General features: G+C 67.2%; 17 protein-coding genes. All 17 read left to right on the top strand.

Features of this window, described 5'->3' with window-relative positions; translation table 11 throughout:
- The 17 genes from flgJ to fliF all read left to right on the top strand — a co-directional run bounded on the left by flgJ (position 1) and on the right by fliF (position 19,193).
- Positions 1–1,200: a flagellar assembly peptidoglycan hydrolase FlgJ gene (flgJ, locus tag ACMGRF_RS07715; protein WP_100478063.1), complete on the top strand. Its 1,200-nt coding sequence runs from the start codon at positions 1–3 to the stop codon at positions 1,198–1,200.
- 8 nt (positions 1,201–1,208) lie between these two features.
- The gene (flgK, locus tag ACMGRF_RS07710; RefSeq protein ID WP_053496686.1) at positions 1,209–3,089 is read left to right on the top strand and encodes a flagellar hook-associated protein FlgK; all 1,881 of its coding nucleotides are present in this window, start codon (positions 1,209–1,211) and stop codon (positions 3,087–3,089) included.
- Positions 3,086–4,288, top strand: coding sequence for a flagellar hook-associated protein FlgL (gene flgL, locus ACMGRF_RS07705; protein ID WP_099485387.1), 1,203 nt, complete (start codon positions 3,086–3,088; stop codon positions 4,286–4,288). Before flgK ends, flgL begins: the two co-directional genes overlap by 4 nt.
- A 420-nt stretch (positions 4,289–4,708) precedes the next feature.
- A complete protein-coding gene (locus tag ACMGRF_RS07700; protein ID WP_005416451.1) occupies positions 4,709–5,926 on the top strand; it encodes a flagellin in 1,218 nt (405 codons plus the stop codon).
- A 72-nt stretch (positions 5,927–5,998) separates the two neighbouring features.
- Positions 5,999–7,189, top strand: a complete 1,191-nt coding sequence (locus tag ACMGRF_RS07695) for a flagellin (RefSeq protein ID WP_099485385.1) — start codon at positions 5,999–6,001, stop codon at positions 7,187–7,189.
- A gap of 86 nt (positions 7,190–7,275) precedes the next feature.
- The gene (locus tag ACMGRF_RS07690) at positions 7,276–8,454 is read left to right on the top strand and encodes a flagellin (RefSeq protein WP_049442739.1); all 1,179 of its coding nucleotides are present in this window, start codon (positions 7,276–7,278) and stop codon (positions 8,452–8,454) included.
- A 441-nt stretch (positions 8,455–8,895) separates the two neighbouring features.
- Complete coding sequence (gene fliD / locus ACMGRF_RS07685; protein WP_049412079.1) at positions 8,896–10,311, top strand: flagellar filament capping protein FliD; 1,416 nt, start codon at positions 8,896–8,898, stop codon at positions 10,309–10,311.
- Between the two features lie 128 nt (positions 10,312–10,439).
- The gene (gene fliS / locus ACMGRF_RS07680) at positions 10,440–10,856 is read left to right on the top strand and encodes a flagellar export chaperone FliS (RefSeq protein WP_005416447.1); all 417 of its coding nucleotides are present in this window, start codon (positions 10,440–10,442) and stop codon (positions 10,854–10,856) included.
- On the top strand, positions 10,853–11,146 hold the full coding sequence (locus tag ACMGRF_RS07675; RefSeq protein ID WP_005416446.1) for a hypothetical protein: 294 nt from the start codon (positions 10,853–10,855) through the stop codon (positions 11,144–11,146). Before fliS ends, ACMGRF_RS07675 begins: the two co-directional genes overlap by 4 nt.
- Entirely contained in the window at positions 11,143–11,721 is a 579-nt protein-coding gene (locus ACMGRF_RS07670) for a PilZ domain-containing protein (protein ID WP_049412084.1), read from the top strand. Before ACMGRF_RS07675 ends, ACMGRF_RS07670 begins: the two co-directional genes overlap by 4 nt.
- A 92-nt stretch (positions 11,722–11,813) precedes the next feature.
- A complete protein-coding gene (locus ACMGRF_RS07665) occupies positions 11,814–12,446 on the top strand; it encodes a response regulator (protein ID WP_005413261.1) in 633 nt (210 codons plus the stop codon).
- A 319-nt stretch (positions 12,447–12,765) separates the two neighbouring features.
- The gene (gene rpoN / locus ACMGRF_RS07660) at positions 12,766–14,175 is read left to right on the top strand and encodes an RNA polymerase factor sigma-54 (RefSeq protein WP_414485782.1); all 1,410 of its coding nucleotides are present in this window, start codon (positions 12,766–12,768) and stop codon (positions 14,173–14,175) included.
- Positions 14,176–14,189: 14 nt separating this feature from the next.
- Positions 14,190–14,567, top strand: coding sequence for a response regulator transcription factor (locus tag ACMGRF_RS07655; RefSeq protein WP_005409556.1), 378 nt, complete (start codon positions 14,190–14,192; stop codon positions 14,565–14,567).
- Positions 14,564–16,072 (top strand): sigma-54 dependent transcriptional regulator, encoded by a 1,509-nt coding sequence (locus tag ACMGRF_RS07650; protein WP_414485781.1) that lies wholly within the window; start codon positions 14,564–14,566, stop codon positions 16,070–16,072. The genes ACMGRF_RS07655 and ACMGRF_RS07650 overlap by 4 nt, the downstream gene beginning before the upstream one ends.
- Positions 16,073–16,227: 155 nt before the next feature.
- Positions 16,228–16,674 (top strand): hypothetical protein, encoded by a 447-nt coding sequence (locus ACMGRF_RS07645; RefSeq protein ID WP_049439015.1) that lies wholly within the window; start codon positions 16,228–16,230, stop codon positions 16,672–16,674.
- Between the two features lie 493 nt (positions 16,675–17,167).
- Positions 17,168–17,533, top strand: a complete 366-nt coding sequence (gene fliE, locus ACMGRF_RS07640; protein ID WP_014037113.1) for a flagellar hook-basal body complex protein FliE — start codon at positions 17,168–17,170, stop codon at positions 17,531–17,533.
- A 13-nt stretch (positions 17,534–17,546) separates the two neighbouring features.
- Positions 17,547–19,193, top strand: coding sequence for a flagellar basal-body MS-ring/collar protein FliF (gene fliF / locus ACMGRF_RS07635; RefSeq protein ID WP_049412900.1), 1,647 nt, complete (start codon positions 17,547–17,549; stop codon positions 19,191–19,193).
- The last annotated feature ends 5 nt before the right edge of the window (positions 19,194–19,198 follow it).

Below are 19,198 nucleotides of genomic sequence, written 5' to 3'. Positions count from 1 at the left end.
ATGCGCATCAATCCCGCATTCGACCTGCACCCGGCGCAGCAGAACGATCCGGCGAAGATCGACAAGGTCGCACGCCAGCTGGAAGGCCAGTTCGCACAGATGCTGGTCAAGAGCATGCGCGATGCCAGCTTCGGCGACTCGCTGTTTCCCGGCGAGAACAAGATGTTCCGCGACATGTACGACCAGAAGATTGCCGAGGCGATGACCCGCGGCAAGGGCCTGGGCCTGTCCGGCATGATCACCCGCCAGCTGTCCGGCCAGGCCGCCGAAGGCCCGGCACTGGATACCCGCGTGGATCCGGCCAAGGCCAGCCGCGCTTACCAGCTCAACGCGCCGGCCAGGCCGGCACCGTCGCTGCCCCTGGAAGATGGCAGCCAGGCCGTGCGCATGCTGCAGCAGATGGCCGCAGGCGCACAGCACGGTGCGCAGGCGGCGCTGGCACCGATGGAGCAGGCACTGGACCTGATCGCCGGCCGTGAGAGCAGCGGCCTGCACCGCTCGCTGGGCACCGAGGATCCGTACATCGGCAGCCTGCAGGGCGAGGACTGGGCCGCCAACAGCGACCAGTGGACGGCGACGGCCAGCAATCGCGGCACGGCCGTGAGCCCGGCCGATGCCCTGGCCACGCGCACCGCCGTCGCCCAGCTCGGCGAGCACACCCCGGAGGGGTTCGTCGCCAGTATCTGGCAGCACGCACAGAGCGCGGCCAGGGAACTGGGCGTGGATGCCCGCGCCCTGGTCGCCCAGGCCGCGCTGGAGACCGGCTGGGGCAAGCGCCACATCAAGCACGCCGACGGCAGCACCTCGCACAACCTGTTCGGCATCAAGGCCACTGGCTGGAACGGCCAGCGCGCCACGGCAGGCACCCATGAATATGTCGATGGCGTGCGCCGCAACGAAACCGCCAGCTTCCGCGCCTACAGTTCACCGGCCGAGAGCTTTGCCGACTACGTGCGCCTGCTGAAGACCAGCCCGCGCTACCAGCAGGCCCTGCAGGCCGGCACCGACGTGCAGGGCTTCGCCCGTGGCCTCCAGCGCGCCGGTTACGCCACCGATCCGCGCTACGCCGCCAAGATCGCTGCGATCGCCGGCGGCCCGACCATCGAGCGCGCCGTAGCCGCCGTGGCCGACGCCGGCTCGCGCCTTGGCCAGACCTTCGCCAGCACCGCGACCGCGGCGCTGGGTATCACTCGTCGTTGAGGAACACCATGTCCAGCGTACTTTCCACCGGTACCGGTGCCCTGCTCGCCTTCCAGCGTGCGTTGGCGACCACCAGCCACAACGTGGCCAACCTCAATACACCCGGCTACAGCCGGCAGAAGGTGAACTTCGCCACCGCCGATCCACAGAACTATGGCTATGGCACGGTCGGCAACGGCACCCGCATCACCGACATCCGTCGCACGGCCGACCAGCTGGCGATTTCGCGCCTGCTCGACAGCAGCGGTGAGCTGGCGCGCCTGAAGCAGCTTTCGGGCATGGCCGACCGGGTCAACGCCCTGTTCTCCGATGCCGCCACCAACGTGGCCGGCGTCTGGTCGAACTTCTTCGACTCGGTCAGTGGCCTGTCGTCCAACGCGGCCGGCACCGCCGACCGCCAGAACATGCTCGACGGTGGCAAGGCGCTGGCCAACCGCTTCGTGCAGCTCAACACGCACCTGAACAATCTCAACAGCGAGGTCAACAACGGCCTGCTGGCCGGTGCGACCGAGGTCAACCGCCTTGCGCAGGAGATCGCGCAGATCAACGGTGCCATCGGCACCAACATTGCCTCGGCAGCACCGGACCTGCTCGACCGCCGCGACCAGCTGATCACCCAGCTGATCGGCTACACCGGTGGCACCGCAGTGATCCAGGACGGCGGCATCATGAATGTCTACACTGCCGGCGGCAACGCGCTGGTGGTGGGCACCACGGCGACCAAGGTCACCACCGTGGCCGATCCGTACCAGCCCGAGCGCCTGCAGCTGGCACTGGAGACCCAGGGCAACACCATCCGCCTCGACCCGAAAGCGGTCGGTGGCCAGATCGGTGGCCTGCTGGAATTCCGCGACACCGTGCTGACCCCTGCGCAGGCCGAACTGGGCAAGCTGGCGGTGGGCCTGGCCGAGAGCTTCAACCAGGTCCACCACCAGGGTGTGGATCTGTATGGCCAGATGGGCGGGGACTTCTTCAACATCGGCAGCCCGCGCGTGACCGGCAACAACAGCAATACCGGAACCGCCAGCCTCAGCGCCACCTATGGCGACCTGGGCAAACTGGACGCACAGAACGTGGTGCTGCAGTTCGATGGCACCACCTGGAAGGCCAGCCGCGCCGACACCGGCGCCAGCATTCCCCTGACCGGCACCGGCACCGCCGCCGATCCGCTGGTTATCAACGGCGTGAACCTGGTCGTCGGCGGCACCCCGGCGGCCAATGACCGCTTCCTGCTGCAGCCCACCGCCGGCGTGGCCGGCAGCCTGGAGATGGCCATCACCGATCCGTCGCGCATTGCCGCGGCCGCAGCAGTCAAGGGCGCAGCCGCCACCGCCAACACCGGTACCGGCAAGCTGAGCGGCGTCACCGTCACCGATTCGGCCAACGCGAACCTGCGCAACCCGTCGGCGATCGTGTTCACTTCGGCGACCACCTACACCATCGACGGTGGCCCGCCGCAGACCTATACGCCTGGCCAGACCATCAGTGCCAACGGCTGGAGTTTCGTGCTCGATGGCGCGCCCAAGGTAGGCGATACCTTCAATATCACCCCGACCCCGGCCGGTTCGTCGGACAACAGCAACGCCTCCAGGCTGGCCAAGGTGGAAAGCACGAAGGCCTTCAACGCCGGAACGGTGACACTGAACGGTGCACTGGGTGGCCTGACCACCCAGGTCGGCGCAGCCGCCCGCTCAGCCGAGTACTCGCTCGATGCGCAGCTGGTGATCAATGACAAGGCACAGGAAGCCCGCGACGAGGTCTCCGGGGTGAACCTGGACGAAGAGGCCGCCGACATGCTGCGCCTGCAGCAGGCCTACCAGGCCGCCTCGCAGCTGATCTCCACCGCCGACAGCATGTTCCAGACCATCCTGGGAGCCGTCCGCCGATGAGCAGCCGCATCTCCACCAGCATGATGTTCAACCAGTCGGTGTCGCTGATGATGGCCAAGCAGGCCAAGCTCAGCCACCTGGAGCAGCAGATTGCCACCGGCAGCAAGATCGTCAGCGCCAAGGACGATCCGGTTGCCGCCGGCACTGCGGTCGGCCTTGATCGCAGCCTGGCCGCACTGGACCGCATGAAGCTCAACGCCGGCAATGTGCAGAACCGCCTGGGCGTGCAGGAAAACACCCTGGCGCAGGTCAACGACCTGATGGCGCGCGTCAACGATCTGACCATCCAGGCCAGCAATCCGGCGCTGAGCGCGGCGGACAAGAAGACGCTGATCACCGAGCTCAACCAGATCCGCGATGGCCTGCTGTCGCTGGCCAACGCCGACGATGGTACCGGCCGCTATGTGTTCGGTGGCACCAACGACGGTGACCCGCCGTTTGCCAAGATCGACGGCAAGGTCGTCTATCGCGGCGACCAGACCCAGCGCCAGGTTGAAGTCGGCCCCGATACCTATGTGCGCGACGCCCTGCCGGGCAGCGAGATCTTCATGCGCATCCCCACCGGCGATGGCTTCGTTGACGGCAGCGCCGCGGCCGGCAACACCGGCAACGGCGTGCTGACCAACATCACCCGCGACGGCAGCGACAGCTGGAACGGCCAGGGCTTCAGCGTGCGCTTCACCACCGGCACCCAGTACGAGGTGGTGGATGGTGCGGGCAACGTGACCGGCACCGGCACCTACAAGGCTGGCGACGACCTGGAAGTGAACGGTGTGCGCCTGCGCATCACCGGCGCACCGGCAGCGGGCGACAGCTTCAGCGTACAGGCCGCCAGCAGCCGCGACATCTTCTCCACCATGGACAACCTGGTCGCCGCGCTGGGTGCCGACACCGGTACCACCGCGCAGATGACTGCGCAGCAGAATCAGCTGCAGAGCGCACTGCGCGACGTGGCGCGCGCCTCGGAGCGGATGATCGATTCGCGCGCTGCCGGTGGTGCGCAGTTGAAGGCGCTGGACAACGCGGCGGAGATGCGCGAGGCCAATGGCGTGACCCTGAAGACCACGCTGTCGCAGATGCGCGACCTGGACTACGCCGATGCACTGAGCCAGTACCAGCTGCAGAGCACCGCACTGCAGGCGGCGCAGACGATCTTCTCGCAGATGCAGTCGATGTCGCTGTTCAACAAGCTGCGCTGACGCCTCTCCTGCGTCCCCCCTGAAAGGCCGCGATGCCCTGCATCGCGGCCTTTTTTCGTTTGCGCGCTCCCGTGTTGTTGCCCTCGACGGACATGGCCTGGTGCTGCCTGGCGCAGGTTCCAGCCAATTTTCCGTGATTTTCCATCAAGCCCGACCCCGCCCCGCCGATACCTTCATCAGCGCTGGTCAGGCCCTGCCCGACCGCCCCTCCCGGGGTCGCTTCCACCCTGGCAACAGGGCTGAAAACCCCGGGAAAACAGCTTCAGGCAACGAATTCTGGCTTCAGCGGAATTCACGGCTAAAGGTTGTTGACAAAGCGCCGTTATTCATTTGGCAACGGCGAAGCACACAGCCACACAAAAAAACAGGCGGCGCTTCGTTTCATTCACCAACGGGTTCCATATAAGAGGAGACGACCCCATGGCACAGGTAATCAACACCAATACGATGTCGCTCAACGCTCAGCGCAACCTGAGCACCAGCGGCAGCTCGCTCGCCACCACCATCCAGCGCCTCTCGTCCGGCCTGCGCATCAACAGCGCGAAGGACGACGCGGCCGGCCTGGCCATCAGCGAGCGCTTCACCACCCAGATCCGTGGTCTGGACGTGGCCATCCGCAACGCCAACGACGGCATCTCGCTGGCCCAGGTCGCCGAGGGTTCGCTGAACGAAGTCGGCAACAACCTGCAGCGCATCCGTGAACTGGGCGTGCAGGCCTCCAACGCCACCAACTCGGCCAGCGACCGCAAGGCCCTGCAGGCCGAAGTGACCCAGCTGGTTTCGGAAATCGATCGTGTGGCCAAGCAGGCCGACTTCAACGGCACCAAGCTGCTGGACGGCAGCTTCACCAGCCAGCTGTTCCAGGTCGGTGCCAACGCCGGCCAGGCCATCGCCATCAACAGCGTGGTCAACGCCAAGGCCGATTCGCTGGGGGCGGCCACCTTCGCCAACGGATACACCGGCACTGCGCTGGCGGTGGACAAGGCCACGGCCGACACCACCTACTCCGGCCTGCAGGTCTCGGTCACCCCGCCGGGCGGCACCGCCACCACGGTCACCATCAGCGACTTCACCGTGAAGGCCGGCGAGTCGATCACCTCGGCCACCGCTGCGGCGATCAACAACAAGCTGGGTGAAACCGGCGTGGTGGCCTCGGTCAATGCCGGCGTCATCAGCCTGGCTTCGGTCAAGGATGGCCAGACCTTCGCCCTGGGCGTCAGCGCGGCAACCCCGCCGGCCGGCGTCACCGCCGCGACCATTGCCGGCCTGGGCCTGACCGAGACCAGCACCAACGGCGGCACCCTGACCGGTGCGGCGGCCAGCTTCGTCAAGGACCTCAACGTCACCACCGCCGAAGGCGCACAGAAGGCGATGTCGATCGTCGACAAGGCCCTGGAATCGGTCAACAGCGTCCGCGCCGACCTCGGCGCGATCCAGAACCGCTTCACCTCGGTGGTCGCCAACCTGCAGACCTCCTCGGAGAACCTGTCCGCATCGCGCAGCCGCATCCGCGATACCGACTTCGCCAAGGAAACCGCCGAACTGACCCGCACCCAGATCCTGCAGCAGGCCGGTACGGCCATGCTGGCCCAGGCCAACCAGGTACCGCAGAACGTGCTCAGCCTGTTGCAGCGCTGACATGAGCCGCCCCCGGGGCACGTCGGGGGCGTCTGACCCAACTCACGTGCAACCGCTCAAGGACCTCTCCTCATGGCACAAGTCATCAACACCAATACGATGTCGTTGAATGCTCAGCGTAACCTGAGCACCAGCGGCAGCTCGCTGGCCACCACCATCCAGCGCCTGTCCTCCGGTTCGCGCATCAACAGCGCCAAGGACGACGCCGCCGGCCTGGCGATCTCCGAGCGCTTCGGCACGCAGATCCGCGGTACCGACGTCGCCATCCGCAACGCCAACGACGGCATCTCGCTGGCCCAGGTCGCCGAAGGTTCGCTGACCGAAATCGGCAACAACCTGCAGCGCGTCCGCGAGCTGTCGGTGCAGGCCTCCAACGCCACCAACTCGGCCAGCGACCGCAAGGCCCTGCAGGCCGAAGTGACCCAGCTGGTCTCGGAAATCGACCGCGTCGCCAAGCAGTCGGACTTCAACGGCACCAAGCTGCTGGACGGTTCGTTCTCCAGCCAGCTGTTCCAGGTCGGTGCCAACGCCGGCCAGGCCATCGCCATCGACAAGACCATCGATGCCAAGGCCAATGCCCTGGGCGGCGCCAAGTTCGACACCAACTCGCTGGCCCTGGCCGACCCGGGCACCAACGCTGATTTCAGCACCACCGGCCTGTCCATCAATGGCGTCGCCATCGCTGACGTCTCGGTCAAGCAGGGCGCGGACGCCGCTGCCACCGGCAAGGCCTCGCGCGAAGCATTGGTCACCGCGATCAACGCCAAGATCGGCGAGACCGGCGTCTATGCGGAAGTGAACGGCACCACCGGCGTGACCCTGACCTCGGTCAAGGACAGCACCAACGCCGATGGCTCGTTCAAGGCCATTACCGCGACCCCGGGCACCTGGACCGGCGCCACTGCGCCGACCTTCACCGCGACCACCGACGCTGCGGCGCCGGCCGCCAAGTACGCCAGCAACCTGGACGTCAGCACCGTGAAGGGCGCCCAGCAGGCGATGGAAATCGTCGACAAGGCCCTGGGTGCGATCAACAGCACCCGCGCCGACCTCGGTGCCGTGCAGAACCGCTTCACCTCGGTCGTGGCCAACCTGCAGACCTCGTCGGAAAACCTGTCGGCTTCGCGTAGCCGCATCAAGGACACCGACTTTGCCAAGGAAACCGCCGAACTGACCCGCACCCAGATCCTGCAGCAGGCCGGTACGGCCATGCTGGCCCAGGCCAACCAGGTGCCGCAGGGCGTGCTCAGCCTGCTGCGCTGATCCACTCGCTGATCGACCTCCGGGCGCTGCATGACGCCGCGCCCGGATCCTGAAACACGTTCCACCTTCGCCAAAGGAAAAGCACCATGGCACAAGTCATCAACACCAACACCATGTCCCTGAATGCTCAGCGCAACCTGAGCACCAGTGGCAGCTCGCTGGCCACCACCATCCAGCGCCTGTCCTCCGGTTCGCGCATCAACAGCGCCAAGGACGACGCCGCCGGCCTGGCGATCTCCGAGCGCTTCGGCACGCAGATCCGCGGTACCGACGTCGCCATCCGCAATGCCAACGACGGTATCTCGCTGGCCCAGGTCGCCGAAGGTTCGCTGACCGAAATCGGCAACAACCTGCAGCGCGTCCGCGAGCTGTCGGTGCAGGCCTCCAACGCCACCAACTCGGCCAGCGACCGCAAGGCCCTGCAGGCCGAAGTGACCCAGCTGGTCTCGGAAATCGACCGCGTTGCCAAGCAGTCGGACTTCAACGGCACCAAGCTGCTGGACGGCACCTTCTCCAGCCAGCTGTTCCAGGTCGGCGCCAATGCCGGCCAGGCCATCGCCATCGACAAGACCATCGATGCCAAGGCCGGCTCGCTGGGCACCTCGACCTTCGCCACCGGTGCGACCGCTGCCCTGGCCGCCAGCACCGACGGTGCCCGCTTCTCCGGCACCGTGATGGGCGTGGACATCGGCACGGTTGAAGTGAAGGCCGGCGCCACCACGGCGGATGCATCCAAGGCCGTCGCCACCGCCATCAACGCCAAGATCGGCGAGGCCGGCATCTACGCCGAAGCCAATGCCGACGGCTCCCTGAAGCTGAGCTCGGTGAAGGAAGGCAAGGCCGTTGCCACTGCCGATATCGCCCTGATGCGCAGCGACTACGATGCCACCGCCAAGACCTGGGGCACCGCAGCGGCTGCCGGCGCCTACACTGCTGGCACCGACACCTCGGCCAACGTGCAGAAGCTGGACGTGAGCACCGTGCTCGGTGCCCAGCAGGCCCTGGAAGTGGTCGACAAGGCCCTGGGTGCGATCAACAGCACCCGCGCCGACCTCGGTGCGATCCAGAACCGCTTCACCTCGGTCGTGGCCAACCTGCAGACCTCGTCGGAAAACCTGTCGGCATCGCGCAGCCGCATCAAGGACACCGACTTCGCCAAGGAAACCGCCGAACTGACCCGCACCCAGATCCTGCAGCAGGCCGGTACGGCCATGCTGGCCCAGGCCAACCAGGTGCCGCAGGGCGTGCTCAGCCTGCTGCGCTGATCCACGGCAAGAAGGCGCCGCTACCGTCGGGTCGAACCGACGGTAGCGGCAACCGGGAAGCCACGATGCACGAAGGCGCGGGCCATGCCCGGCCCGGGATGAGTCCCGATCCGGCTTGGCATCGCCCGCTCCTGCGGACCTCTCTTTCAGCGCTGTACCTTTGACTGTACGTACCGGGCGGCTTCGTCTCCCCCCGATTGTCAGTAGCCTGATCCCTCCCCTGCATTGGGGGAGGGCTTTTTGCAGCTTCCCGGCAGCCCGCGGTGAACCCACCCGCACCCTGCCCCAGCCCTCCTGCAACCTGCGTGCCAGAACCTGCGCCAGGCGATTGGCACGGCACATGCATCAACGAAGTCCTCAAGACCCAGCGGCGCAGGCCGCTATTTTCGTTGACGACGGGCCAGCGCACGACGGCCGGGCCCGGATACCAGGAGAAACGACGTGGCAGACTTTGGATACGGTGGCATTGGCTCGGGACTGGATATTTCCAGCATCGTCAACCAGCTGGTCGCAGCTGACCGCAAGCCCGCCGACAATGCGCTGAACCTGCAGCAGTCCAAGGCCAAGATGCAGCTGTCGTCGATCGGCACCATCACCTCGGCCTTCGACAAGCTGAAGACGGCGCTGACCGCACTGAAGGCCACCACGGCGTTCGACACGCGCACGGTGACCGCCAGCAAAGGCGGCGACAAGGGCACCGACGAGATCCTGACGGCGTCGGTCGCGCTGTATGACGTTGGCACCACCAAGGCGGCGGCCTCCAACGGCACGCACGTGGTCAATGTCACCTCGCTGGCCACCGCGCACAAACTGATCGCCGATACCTCGGTACCGAAGACCGACACGTTTGCTGCCGGAACCTTGACGCTGACCGTTGGCGTGGGCGACAAGGCCAAGACCATGAACGTGGAGGTGGAGGACGGCGACACGCTGACCACCATCCGCAACAAGATCGATGCGGCCGGCCGCAAGGAAGGCGTGCAGGCCACCCTGATCAGCTCCGGCGACGACCAGTACCTGTCGATCGCCCAGGAGAAGACCGGTGCCGCCAACGCGATCAAGCTCGAGTACGCAGGCAGCGACGCCAAGCTGGGGGGTCTGGTCAACAGCCTCAAGCAGAACACCGCCGCCGCCGACGCCGAGCTGACCATCGATGGTGTGAAGGTCGTCAGCGCCAGCAATACCGTGGCCGATGCGGTTCCGGGCCTGACCCTGAACCTGAAGATGCCGGGCACCAGCACGGTGACCATCAGCACGGATACTGCGGCAGCCACCAAGGTGATGCAGGAGTTCGTCACCGCCTACAACGCTGCACTGGCGGCGATCAACACCGAAACCAAGTACGACGCCAAGACCAAGGAAGCCTCCACGCTGACCGGCGATGCGCAGATGCGCGGCGCCACCAGCCAGCTGCGCTCGGTGATGTCGAGCGTGCTCAAGGACCTGGCCGGTGACAAGCTCGATGCCAAGGCGATCGGCCTGGATACCCGCGGCTATCCCAACGCCGACGGCACGCTGATCCTGGACACCACCAAGTTCGCCGCCGCCCTGGCCAGCCAGCCGGAGAAGATGCGCCAGGCGATCACCGGTGATACCGGCGGCGCCGGCAAGCTGTACACGCTGGTCGACGGTTATGTGAGCACCACGGTCGGCAAGGAAGGCGCGTTCGTCGCGCGCACCAAGGGCCTGAACACCACGCTGGACAACATCGACAAGCGCCGCAAGGATCTCGACACGCGGATGAAGAGCGTGGAAGAGCGCTACAAGAAGCAGTTCATCGCGCTGGACAGCCTGATGGGCAAGTTGCAGCAGAGCAACACGGCGCTGCAGCAGCAGCTGGCACAGTTGAACCGCTGACGATGCGTGCGTGGCACTCAAGTTTGCCGCGCAATGCACCGATAACGGACGCAACAGCAATCATCGCCGCGCCGCCGGCACCGATCCCCACGATCACCCGACGGCACCCCGCGCAAGGAGAATCACGAATGTACGGTTCCAGCCGTCAATATGCCGAGCAGTACCGCCAGGTGGGAGTGACCAGTGCGGTCGCCGATGCCGATCCGCACAAGCTGGTGGCGATGCTGCTGGCCGGCGCGCTGGAGCGCGTGCGTCGCGCCCTGGCCAGCCTCGAGCGCGGCGACCAGGCCGGCAAGGGCAAGGCGATCGGCGAAGTCTGCGCGATCGTCGGCCACCTCAACGGCTCGCTGGACCATGAGGCCGGTGGCGAGATCGCCGGCAACCTGTCGGCCCTGTACGATTACGTGCTGCAGCGCCTGACCGAAGCCAACCTGCACAACGACCGCGCCGCGCTGGATGAATCGCTGCAGCTGCTGGGCGAGATCGACAGCGCCTGGAACGCGATCCCGCACGAACAGCGGCGCCCGGCCGCGGTGGCGCCATGAGCCTGCCGGAACTGCACGCGCAGCTGGATGCCTTCGAGAAGGCACTGGGCGATGATGCCCTGGACCAGGCCGACAGCCTGCTCGACGGGCACGACAGCACCCTGCATGCCCTGCTCAGCCAGCCGCTGACCGCGGCGGACCACGCGCCGCTGAGCGCCCTGTTCGAGCGCCAGCAGAGCCTTCTGGGCCTGCTGCGCCAGCGCCGCGATGCAGCGGCCGCACTGATGAATGACGGCCAGCGCTCTCTTCGCGCCGCCCATGCCTACCTGCAGGCAGAATCGCTGGCATGACCCAGCTGCCGACCACGTCGCTGCACCATCCCGCCGAAAGCGAGCTGTTCGACGAAACGCTCAGCTGCGAGCTGGCCCTGCCGGCCGAGTTCCAGGCGGGAAGCGCGGCCGGACGCACCAGCGGTGCCGAAGGCCTGCTGCGCAGCCTGGCACTGGTCGAAGACAGCCGTGTTGACGAGCACGACGAACGCAACGAGGCCACCCTGCAGCTGCAACGCCTTGAAGCCAAGCTGGACCTGGCGATGGTGCTGCTCGGCCGCTTGGTGCGCCAGCAGGGCCTGGAACTGCCCCTGCGGCCGGTGCGCTGGTCGCGCCGTGGCATCCGCCTGCAGCTGGGCCCGCGCAGTGGCGCCAGCCCCGGCCAGGCCGGCGTGGTGCGCCTGCAGCCCAGCGACTGGCTGCCCGACCACATCGACCTGCCGGTGGAAGTGGTTGCCGAAGCGGCCGATGGCGGCGGCGGCCACTATCTGTGGCTGCGCTTCCAGCGCCTTGGCGATGGCCTGGAAATGGCCATGGAGCGCCACCTGTTCCGCCTGCACCGACGCCAGGTGGCCGAGGCACGCCGGGCGCGCTGAAAGCTGCCACCATCACGCTTGGCGGGCAAGCCTTGGCGCGCCCGTTCAGCTAAGTTAAGGTGGACTCCCCTACACGGACCTGCTGCGTGCCTGTGCGAGTTCTCATCGTCGACGATCACACCCTGGTCCGCGCCGGCCTGGCGCGGCTGCTGCAGGGGTTTGCCGACGTGCAGCTCGTCGCCGAGGCCAGCAACGCTGAACAGGCGCTGCAGCTGGCCCTGCAGCACGCGCCGGATGTGGTGCTGATGGATCTCTCGCTGCCGGGCCGCACCGGCCTGGAAGCGCTCAGCGACATCCGCCTGCGCGCCCCCGGTACCCGGGTGGTGATGATGACCATGCACGACGATGCCGCCCATGTGCGCGATGCCCTGGATCGTGGCGCGGTCGGGTTCGTGGTGAAGGATGCAGCACCGCAGGAGCTGGAACTGGCGCTGCGCGCCGCGCATGCCGGCCAGGTGTTCCTGAGTCCGCAGATCTCGGCCAAGATGCTGGCACCCATGCTGGGCCGCGAGAAGCCTACCGGCATCGCCGCGCTGTCGCCGCGCCAGCGCGAGATCCTGCGCCGCATCGGCAAGGGCGAAAGCAACAAGGAAATCGCCGCCGACCTCGGCATCAGCGTGAAGACGGTGGAAACCCACCGCGCACGCATGATGGAGTCGTTGGGCTGCCGCCGCGCCAATGACCTGTTGCTGCTGGCCGCGCGCCACCAGCACGAGCTGGAATAAGCACCAGTAGCGGAGTCGGATCCCGTTGCAGCGGAAAGGTGTCTGCCCGCGAGGCCCTGCACTGACGACGAATTCCCGTCACCCCGGCATTCCCTGACAGGAATCCGTACACGGGCCGCTGCGAACCCCGCCGCTTCTGCACGACGAATCAATGACTTGGCGGCCCGTTTCGTCAATATCCCGAGGCAATGTAGGGATAACCCCTACATCCTGTCGGGACAACCACGAACCCCCTCAGGAACCCCCCGATTCCGCCCACGCCGGATCAAAAGCAAGATGCGTTCCACAAGGCGCCGGGGAGCGGCGCCGGGGAACTACGATGAAGGCTGCACTCTCGACCCAGCTGGGCCAACAACTTCACCTCACCCCGCAGCTGCTGCAGTCGATCCGGCTGCTGCAGCTCGATGGCCTGCACCTGGAGCAGGAAATCCAGCGCCTGCTGGACTCCAACCCGCTGCTGGAGATCGAAGAGGCCGAAGCGCCTGCCGCTGATGCCACCGAGGCCGCCGCCACCACGCTGGAAACCGCTGCGTTCGACGAGTTGCCGGAGTCTTCGATGTGGGACGTGGCCGGCGCCAGCTGGCAGGACGGCGACGACGACCGCATGGCGCGCATTGCCGCCGGTGAATCGACCGACCCGCAGCTGCGCGTGCTGCAGCGCCTGGCGCTGGACATGGGCGACCGCGGACTGGCGGTGGCCGCGTTCTGGCTCGACCACTGCGATGAGGCTGGCTACCTGCAGGCGCCGCTGGCACAGCTGCAGCTGCTGGCCAGCGCCCAGTTCGACATCGCCGCCGAGGGCGTCGAGGCCATCCGCCAGCAGCTGCTGCACGGTGAACCCGCTGGCATGGCTGCGCAGGACCTGCGCGAAGGCCTGCAGGCACAACTGCGCAGCCTGCACGGCGTGGTCCCCGCTCGCCACCTGGCCGCCCGCATCCTCGATGGCGCGCTCGAGGCACTGGCTGCGCACGACTACCCCGCCCTCGCCCGGCAGCATGACGCCGAGATCGACGACGTGCGCGAGGCGGTGCGCCTGATCCTCTCGCTGCAGCCGCGCCCCGGCGACAGCCTGCTGCCCGAACGCAACGCGGTGGTGGTGCCGGACGTCGTCGCCTGGCACGCCGATGGGCAATGGAAGGTGGCACTGAACCCGGCCACCAGCCGCCGCGTCTCGATCAACAGCCAGTACGAACAGGCGCTGGCCGAAACCAGCGAAGCCGCGCCGGCACTGCGCGAGATGCTGCAGGAGGCGCGCTGGTTCAGCCGCGGCCTGTCGATGCGCTACGACACCCTGCTGCGCACCGCGCGGGTGATCGTCGAGCGCCAGGCCGCCTTCCTGGTGCGAGGCGAAGAGGCGATGGCGCCGCTGACCCTGAAGGAAGTGGCCGAGGAAATCGGCATGCACGAGTCCACCGTCTCGCGCATCACCACCGGCAAGTTCCTGCAGACCCCGCGCGGCACCTTCGAACTGAAGCACTTCTTCGCCGTGCGCCTGGAAGGCGCCAGCGTCTCCGGACAGGCGGTGAAAGCCATGGTCCGCCGCCTGATCGACGCCGAGCCGGCCGGCCGTCCGCTGGCCGACGAGGCCATTGCCGGCCTGCTGTCACGCCAGGGGGTGAACATTGCCCGCCGAACCGTCGCAAAATACCGAGAACAACTGGATATCGCCCCGGCCCGCGAACGGCGCCGGCTCAGCGCCAGGCAACCGCAGCTGGCCCGGGTGGGCTGAAAAGGATGTTGGACATGAACAAGCTCACGGTCCTGCTGGTCGATGACCACGAGGGCTTCATCAACGCGGCGATGCGCCACTTCCGCAAGATCGACTGGCTGCAGATCGTCGGCAGCGCCGGCAACGGCCTGGAAGCGATCGAGCGCTCGGAAACGCTGCGCCCGCAGGTGGTGCTGATGGACCTGGCCATGCCGGAAATGGGCGGCCTGCAGGCCACCCGCCTGATCAAGTCGCAGGACGATGCGCCGTACATCGTGATCGCCAGCCACTTCGACGACGCCGAGCACCGCGAACACGCGCTGCGCGCCGGCGCTGACAACTTCGTCAGCAAGCTGTCCTACATCCAGGAAGTCATGCCGATCCTGGAAGGCCTCAGGGAGGAACAGTCGTGAGTGAATCGCGCATCCTGGTGCTGGACAACGACGCCGTGCGCGCAGAGCGCACCGTTGCCCTGCTGGAATTCATGGACTTCAACCCGCGCTGGGTCTCCGACGCGGCCGACTTCGATCTGGGCCGGCAGCGCCAGCACGACTGGATGGCGGTGATCGTCGGCAGCCTGGACGACAGCCCCGCCAGCACCGCGCTGTACAACTGGCTGGGCGGCAGCAGCCTGCCGCCGCCGGTGCTGCTGGCCGATGGTGATGCCGCAGCGTTTGCCCAGCAGCACGGGCTGCATGAAGCGAATATCTGGCCGCTGGAAACGCCGCTGCGCCACGCACAGATGGAAGCCCTGCTGCGCCGCGCCAGCCTCAAGCGCCTGGACGCCGAGCATCAGGCCGGCGCCGCGCAGGATCAAGGCCCGACCGGCAACGGCCCGGCGGTGACTGCACTGCGTACCATGATCGAGCAGGTTGCCGCATTCGATACCACCGTACTGGTGCTGGGCGAATCCGGTACCGGCAAGGAAGTCGTATCGCGTGCGATCCACCAGCGCTCGCCGCGCCGTGATGGTCCGTTCGTGGCGATCAACTGCGGCGCCATTCCGGCCGACCTGCTGGAAAGCGAACTGTTCGGCCACGAGAAGGGTGCCTTTACTGGCGCACTGACCGCGCGCAAGGGCCGTTTCGAAATGGCCGAGGGCGGCACCCTGCTGCTCGACGAAATCGGCGACATGAGCCTGCCCATGCAGGTGAAGCTGCTGCGCGTGCTGCAGGAACGCAGCTTCGAGCGCGTCGGTGGCAACCAGACCATCCGCTGCAACGTGCGCGTCGTGGCCGCGACCCACCGTGATCTGGAAACGCGCATCGCCGAAGGCAAGTTCCGCGAGGACCTGTTCTATCGCCTCAACGTGTTCCCGATCGACGTGCCCGCCCTGCGCGAGCGTCGCGAAGACCTGCCGGCGCTGGTGGAAACCATCGCCGCACAGCTGGCCCGCACCGGCCGTGGCGAAGTGCGCTTCACCCCGGAAGCCCTGCAGGCCCTGGCCGGCTACGAGTGGCCGGGCAATGTGCGCGAGCTGACCAACCTGGTCGAGCGCCTGGCGGTGCTGCATCCGGGTGGTTCGGTGCGCGTGCAGGACCTGCCGGCCCGCTATCGTGGCGACGCCGCGTTGGCAGCAGCGGTGGCCGCACCGGCACCGGCAGCTCCGGTTGCCAGCGAAGAACGCCTGGACCTGCGCAGTTTCTCGTTCCACACGCCGGGCAGCGGCAACCAGCCGGCGCTGGAGCACGGCATCGCCGTCAATCGCCCGGCGGCACCGGCCGCCCTGCCCGACGATGGCCTGGACCTGCGCAATCACATGGCCAACATCGAACTGGGCCTGATCAACGAAGCGCTGGAGCGCACCCAGGGCGTGGTCGCCCACGCCGCCCAGCTGCTCGGCCTGCGCCGCACCACCCTGGTGGAAAAGCTGCGCAAGTACGGCATCGAGCGCGAGCAGGCCGAACTGGCCGGCTGAAGCTCGTCATCAGCATGAAGGGGGCACGAACGCCCGGGCTTCCCCGGGCGTTGGTGTTTTTGGCCCCCGGGGTCAGATCGCTTTCCGGCGGAACGGGATCAGAGCCCATTGCTTTTGCAGGTTTTCCTAGAGACAACACGGTCGCAGTGCGGAGCATGGCGAGGACATCCCCAAGGAGGTTCCACCATGCATCGCCTTGCCTGCTCGCCACCCTGCTCTGCCCGTCCCTGGCCACCGCGGCCAACTGCACCCTGCCCGCCACGCTCGACCAGCGCCAGTTCATCAACCTCAGCGACCCGCTGTACGCATCCGACAACCCCAACGCCGGGCGCATGGTCCAGGTCAGCTTCGCCGGCAGCCAATACGTGCTGGATATCCTCGGCACCGCGCTCCGCATCGGCGGCAGCTACCGCTACCAGCGCCTGGCTCCGCATATCGCGGAAATCCAGATGACCGAGGCCTACCCGGCCGGTTCCGCCCACTACACCCTCCTGCTGACCTGCCTGAGCGACCGCCAGGGCCGTTTCATCTACACCCAGCACGACGGCCCCATTGCCCCACGCCAGCGTCAGAATTCCGGCCGCTGGACCCTGCAGCCGTAGGCCAGAAAACCGACGCCGGTTAGACGCCGGTTAAATGACGCCGCCAATGGAGTCAGAGCCCGTTGCGTTGCAACGGGATCCGACCCCGTGCCGCCCAGAGTGCGTCGACCAAGGTCGACACCCACCAGAGCAGGATGCCGTCCTGACAGATCGCCGAGGTCTATCGAAGGCGGGGTGGGTCCGGTTGCGGGGGCGTGAGCGCCATGGATGGCGCGACCGAGCCTCCATGGACGGATTTACGGCGCCCCCCGTAACCGGACCCACCCCGCCATCCCTCAGTAGACCCGCTTCTGCTGTTGCTCCCGCTCCGGCTTTGGCCGTTGGCGTTGCCGTTGAGGTTGCCGGCCAGCGGCCGGCACTACCGCGGGGCGCGGGGTGCAACCCCGCACGCACATCCAACCTCCTCACTTCACTGAATCGAAAACCGGTTTCGGCACGGCACTTGCACCTGCTCCAGCAGACAACCCCATCCCTGTTTCTGGAACCGTTGCAGATGTCCCACTCCGTCACTTCGATCCTTTCGCAGATCCGCTCCTATCAGACCCAGATGGGACAGCCGGCGCTCAACCCGCTGGGCGAAACGCCGCGCAGCAACGCCCTGCCGGGCACGGTGCTGGACGCGCCGCAGGTGCAGCCGGCCAGCTTCACCGAAACCCTGCGTGGTGCGATTGCCGGCGTCAACGATGCGCAGCAGAAGTCCGGCGCCCTCGCCAAGGCCTTCGAGATGGGCGACCCCAGCGCCGACCTGGCCAAGGTGATGGTCGCCTCGCAGCAGTCCCAGATCGCCTTCCGCGCCACCGTGGAAGTCCGCAACCGTCTCGTCCAGGCTTACCAGGACGTGATGAACATGCCGCTGTAAGGAATAGAGACGCATGGCACTGACGCTCTCCAAGGACAGCCTGAACGCCGAGAAGGCCGGGCAATGGTTCGACCGCCTGCAGAGTCTGCAGATCACCCGTCGGCTGGGCCTGATGGCGATGATCGCGGTGGCGGTGGCGGCAGGCCTGTCCGTGTTCTTCTGGTCACAGAAGCCGGGCATGGTCCCGCTGTACACCGGCCTGGACCAGAAGGCCACCGCTGAAGCGACCGACCTGCTGCGCGCCGCGCAGATTCCGTTCGCGCTCGACCCGGCCACCGGTGGCATCACCGTGCCGGAAAAGAACCTGCACGACGCCCGCCTGAAGCTGGCCGGTTCCGGCCTGACCGACAGTGGCAAGCTCGGCTTCGAGCTGATGGAACGCGACCCGGGCTTCGGCGTCAGCCAGTTCGTCGAAAGCGCGCGCTACCAGCACGCGCTGGAAACCGAACTGTCGCGCACCATCAACACGTTGCGCCCGGTGCGCGATTCGCGCGTGCACCTGGCCATTCCCAAGCCCAGCGCCTTCACCCGCCAGCGTGACGTGGCCAGCGCCTCGGTCACCCTGGAACTGCGGGGCGGCCAGCAGCTGGAACGCAGCCAGGTCGATGCCATCGTGCACATGGTCGCGGCCAGCATTCCGGACCTCGCGCCGGAACGGGTGACCGTGGTCGACCAGAGCGGGCGCATGCTCAGCATCACCGACCCGAACAGCGAAGCGGCGGTCAACGCCGCGCAGTTCGAGCAGGTGCGCCGCCAGGAAACTTCGTTCAACCAGCGCATCCGCGAGCTGCTGGAACCGATGACGGGCCCCGGCCGCGTCAATCCGGAAGTGAGCGTGGACATGGATTTCTCGGTGACCGAGGAAGCCCGTGAGCTCTACAACGGTGAACCGCAGAAGCTGCGCAGCGAGCAGATGAGCGAGAACACCACCAGCACGCCGGGTCCGCAGGGCGTGCCGGGCGCGACCAGCAACAGTCCGCCGGGCCAGCAGGCCGCGCCGGCCACCGCGCAGACCCCGACCGAAAGCAGCAAGAACGCCACCCGCAACTACGAGCTGGACCGCACCCTGCAGCACACCCGCCAGCCGGCCGGCCGCATCAAGCGCGTGTCGGTGGCGGTGCTGGTGGACAACGTGCCGCGCGCCGGCGCCAACGGCAAGATGAGTCCGCAGCCGCTGTCGGCCGCCGAACTGACCCGCGTCGAGGCCCTGGTCAAGCAGGCCGTCGGCTTCAACGCCGAGCGTGGCGACACCGTGTCGGTGATGAATGCCCCGTTCGTGCGAGAGACCACGCCTGAACAAGGCCCGGCCTGGTGGGAGCTGCCGTGGGTGCACGACGCCGGCCGCATGCTGCTTGGCGCGGTGGTGGTGCTCGCGCTGCTGTTCGGCGTGCTGCGCCCGGCGCTGCGCGCGATCACCGGCCAGAGCAGGAAGGCGGACGAGCAGGCGCTGGAGCCGCATACCGCGGACGTCCAGTTGGTCGATGACGATGGCATTGCGCTGCCGGCGCTGGGCACCGACCGGGCAAGCCTGGGCGGACCGGATGCGCTCGCACTGCCGGTGGATTCATATGAGGAACGACTGCGGATGGCGCGTGAAGCCGTGAAGACCGACTCCAAGCGCGTGGCCCAGGTGGTCAAGGGCTGGGTGGCCAATGACTGAGGCAC

The organism is Stenotrophomonas sp. EMP41, assembly GCF_047495535.1.
Taxonomy (GTDB): domain Bacteria; phylum Pseudomonadota; class Gammaproteobacteria; order Xanthomonadales; family Xanthomonadaceae; genus Stenotrophomonas; species Stenotrophomonas sepilia.
This window is presented reverse-complemented; position numbering and strand designations above follow the sequence as displayed.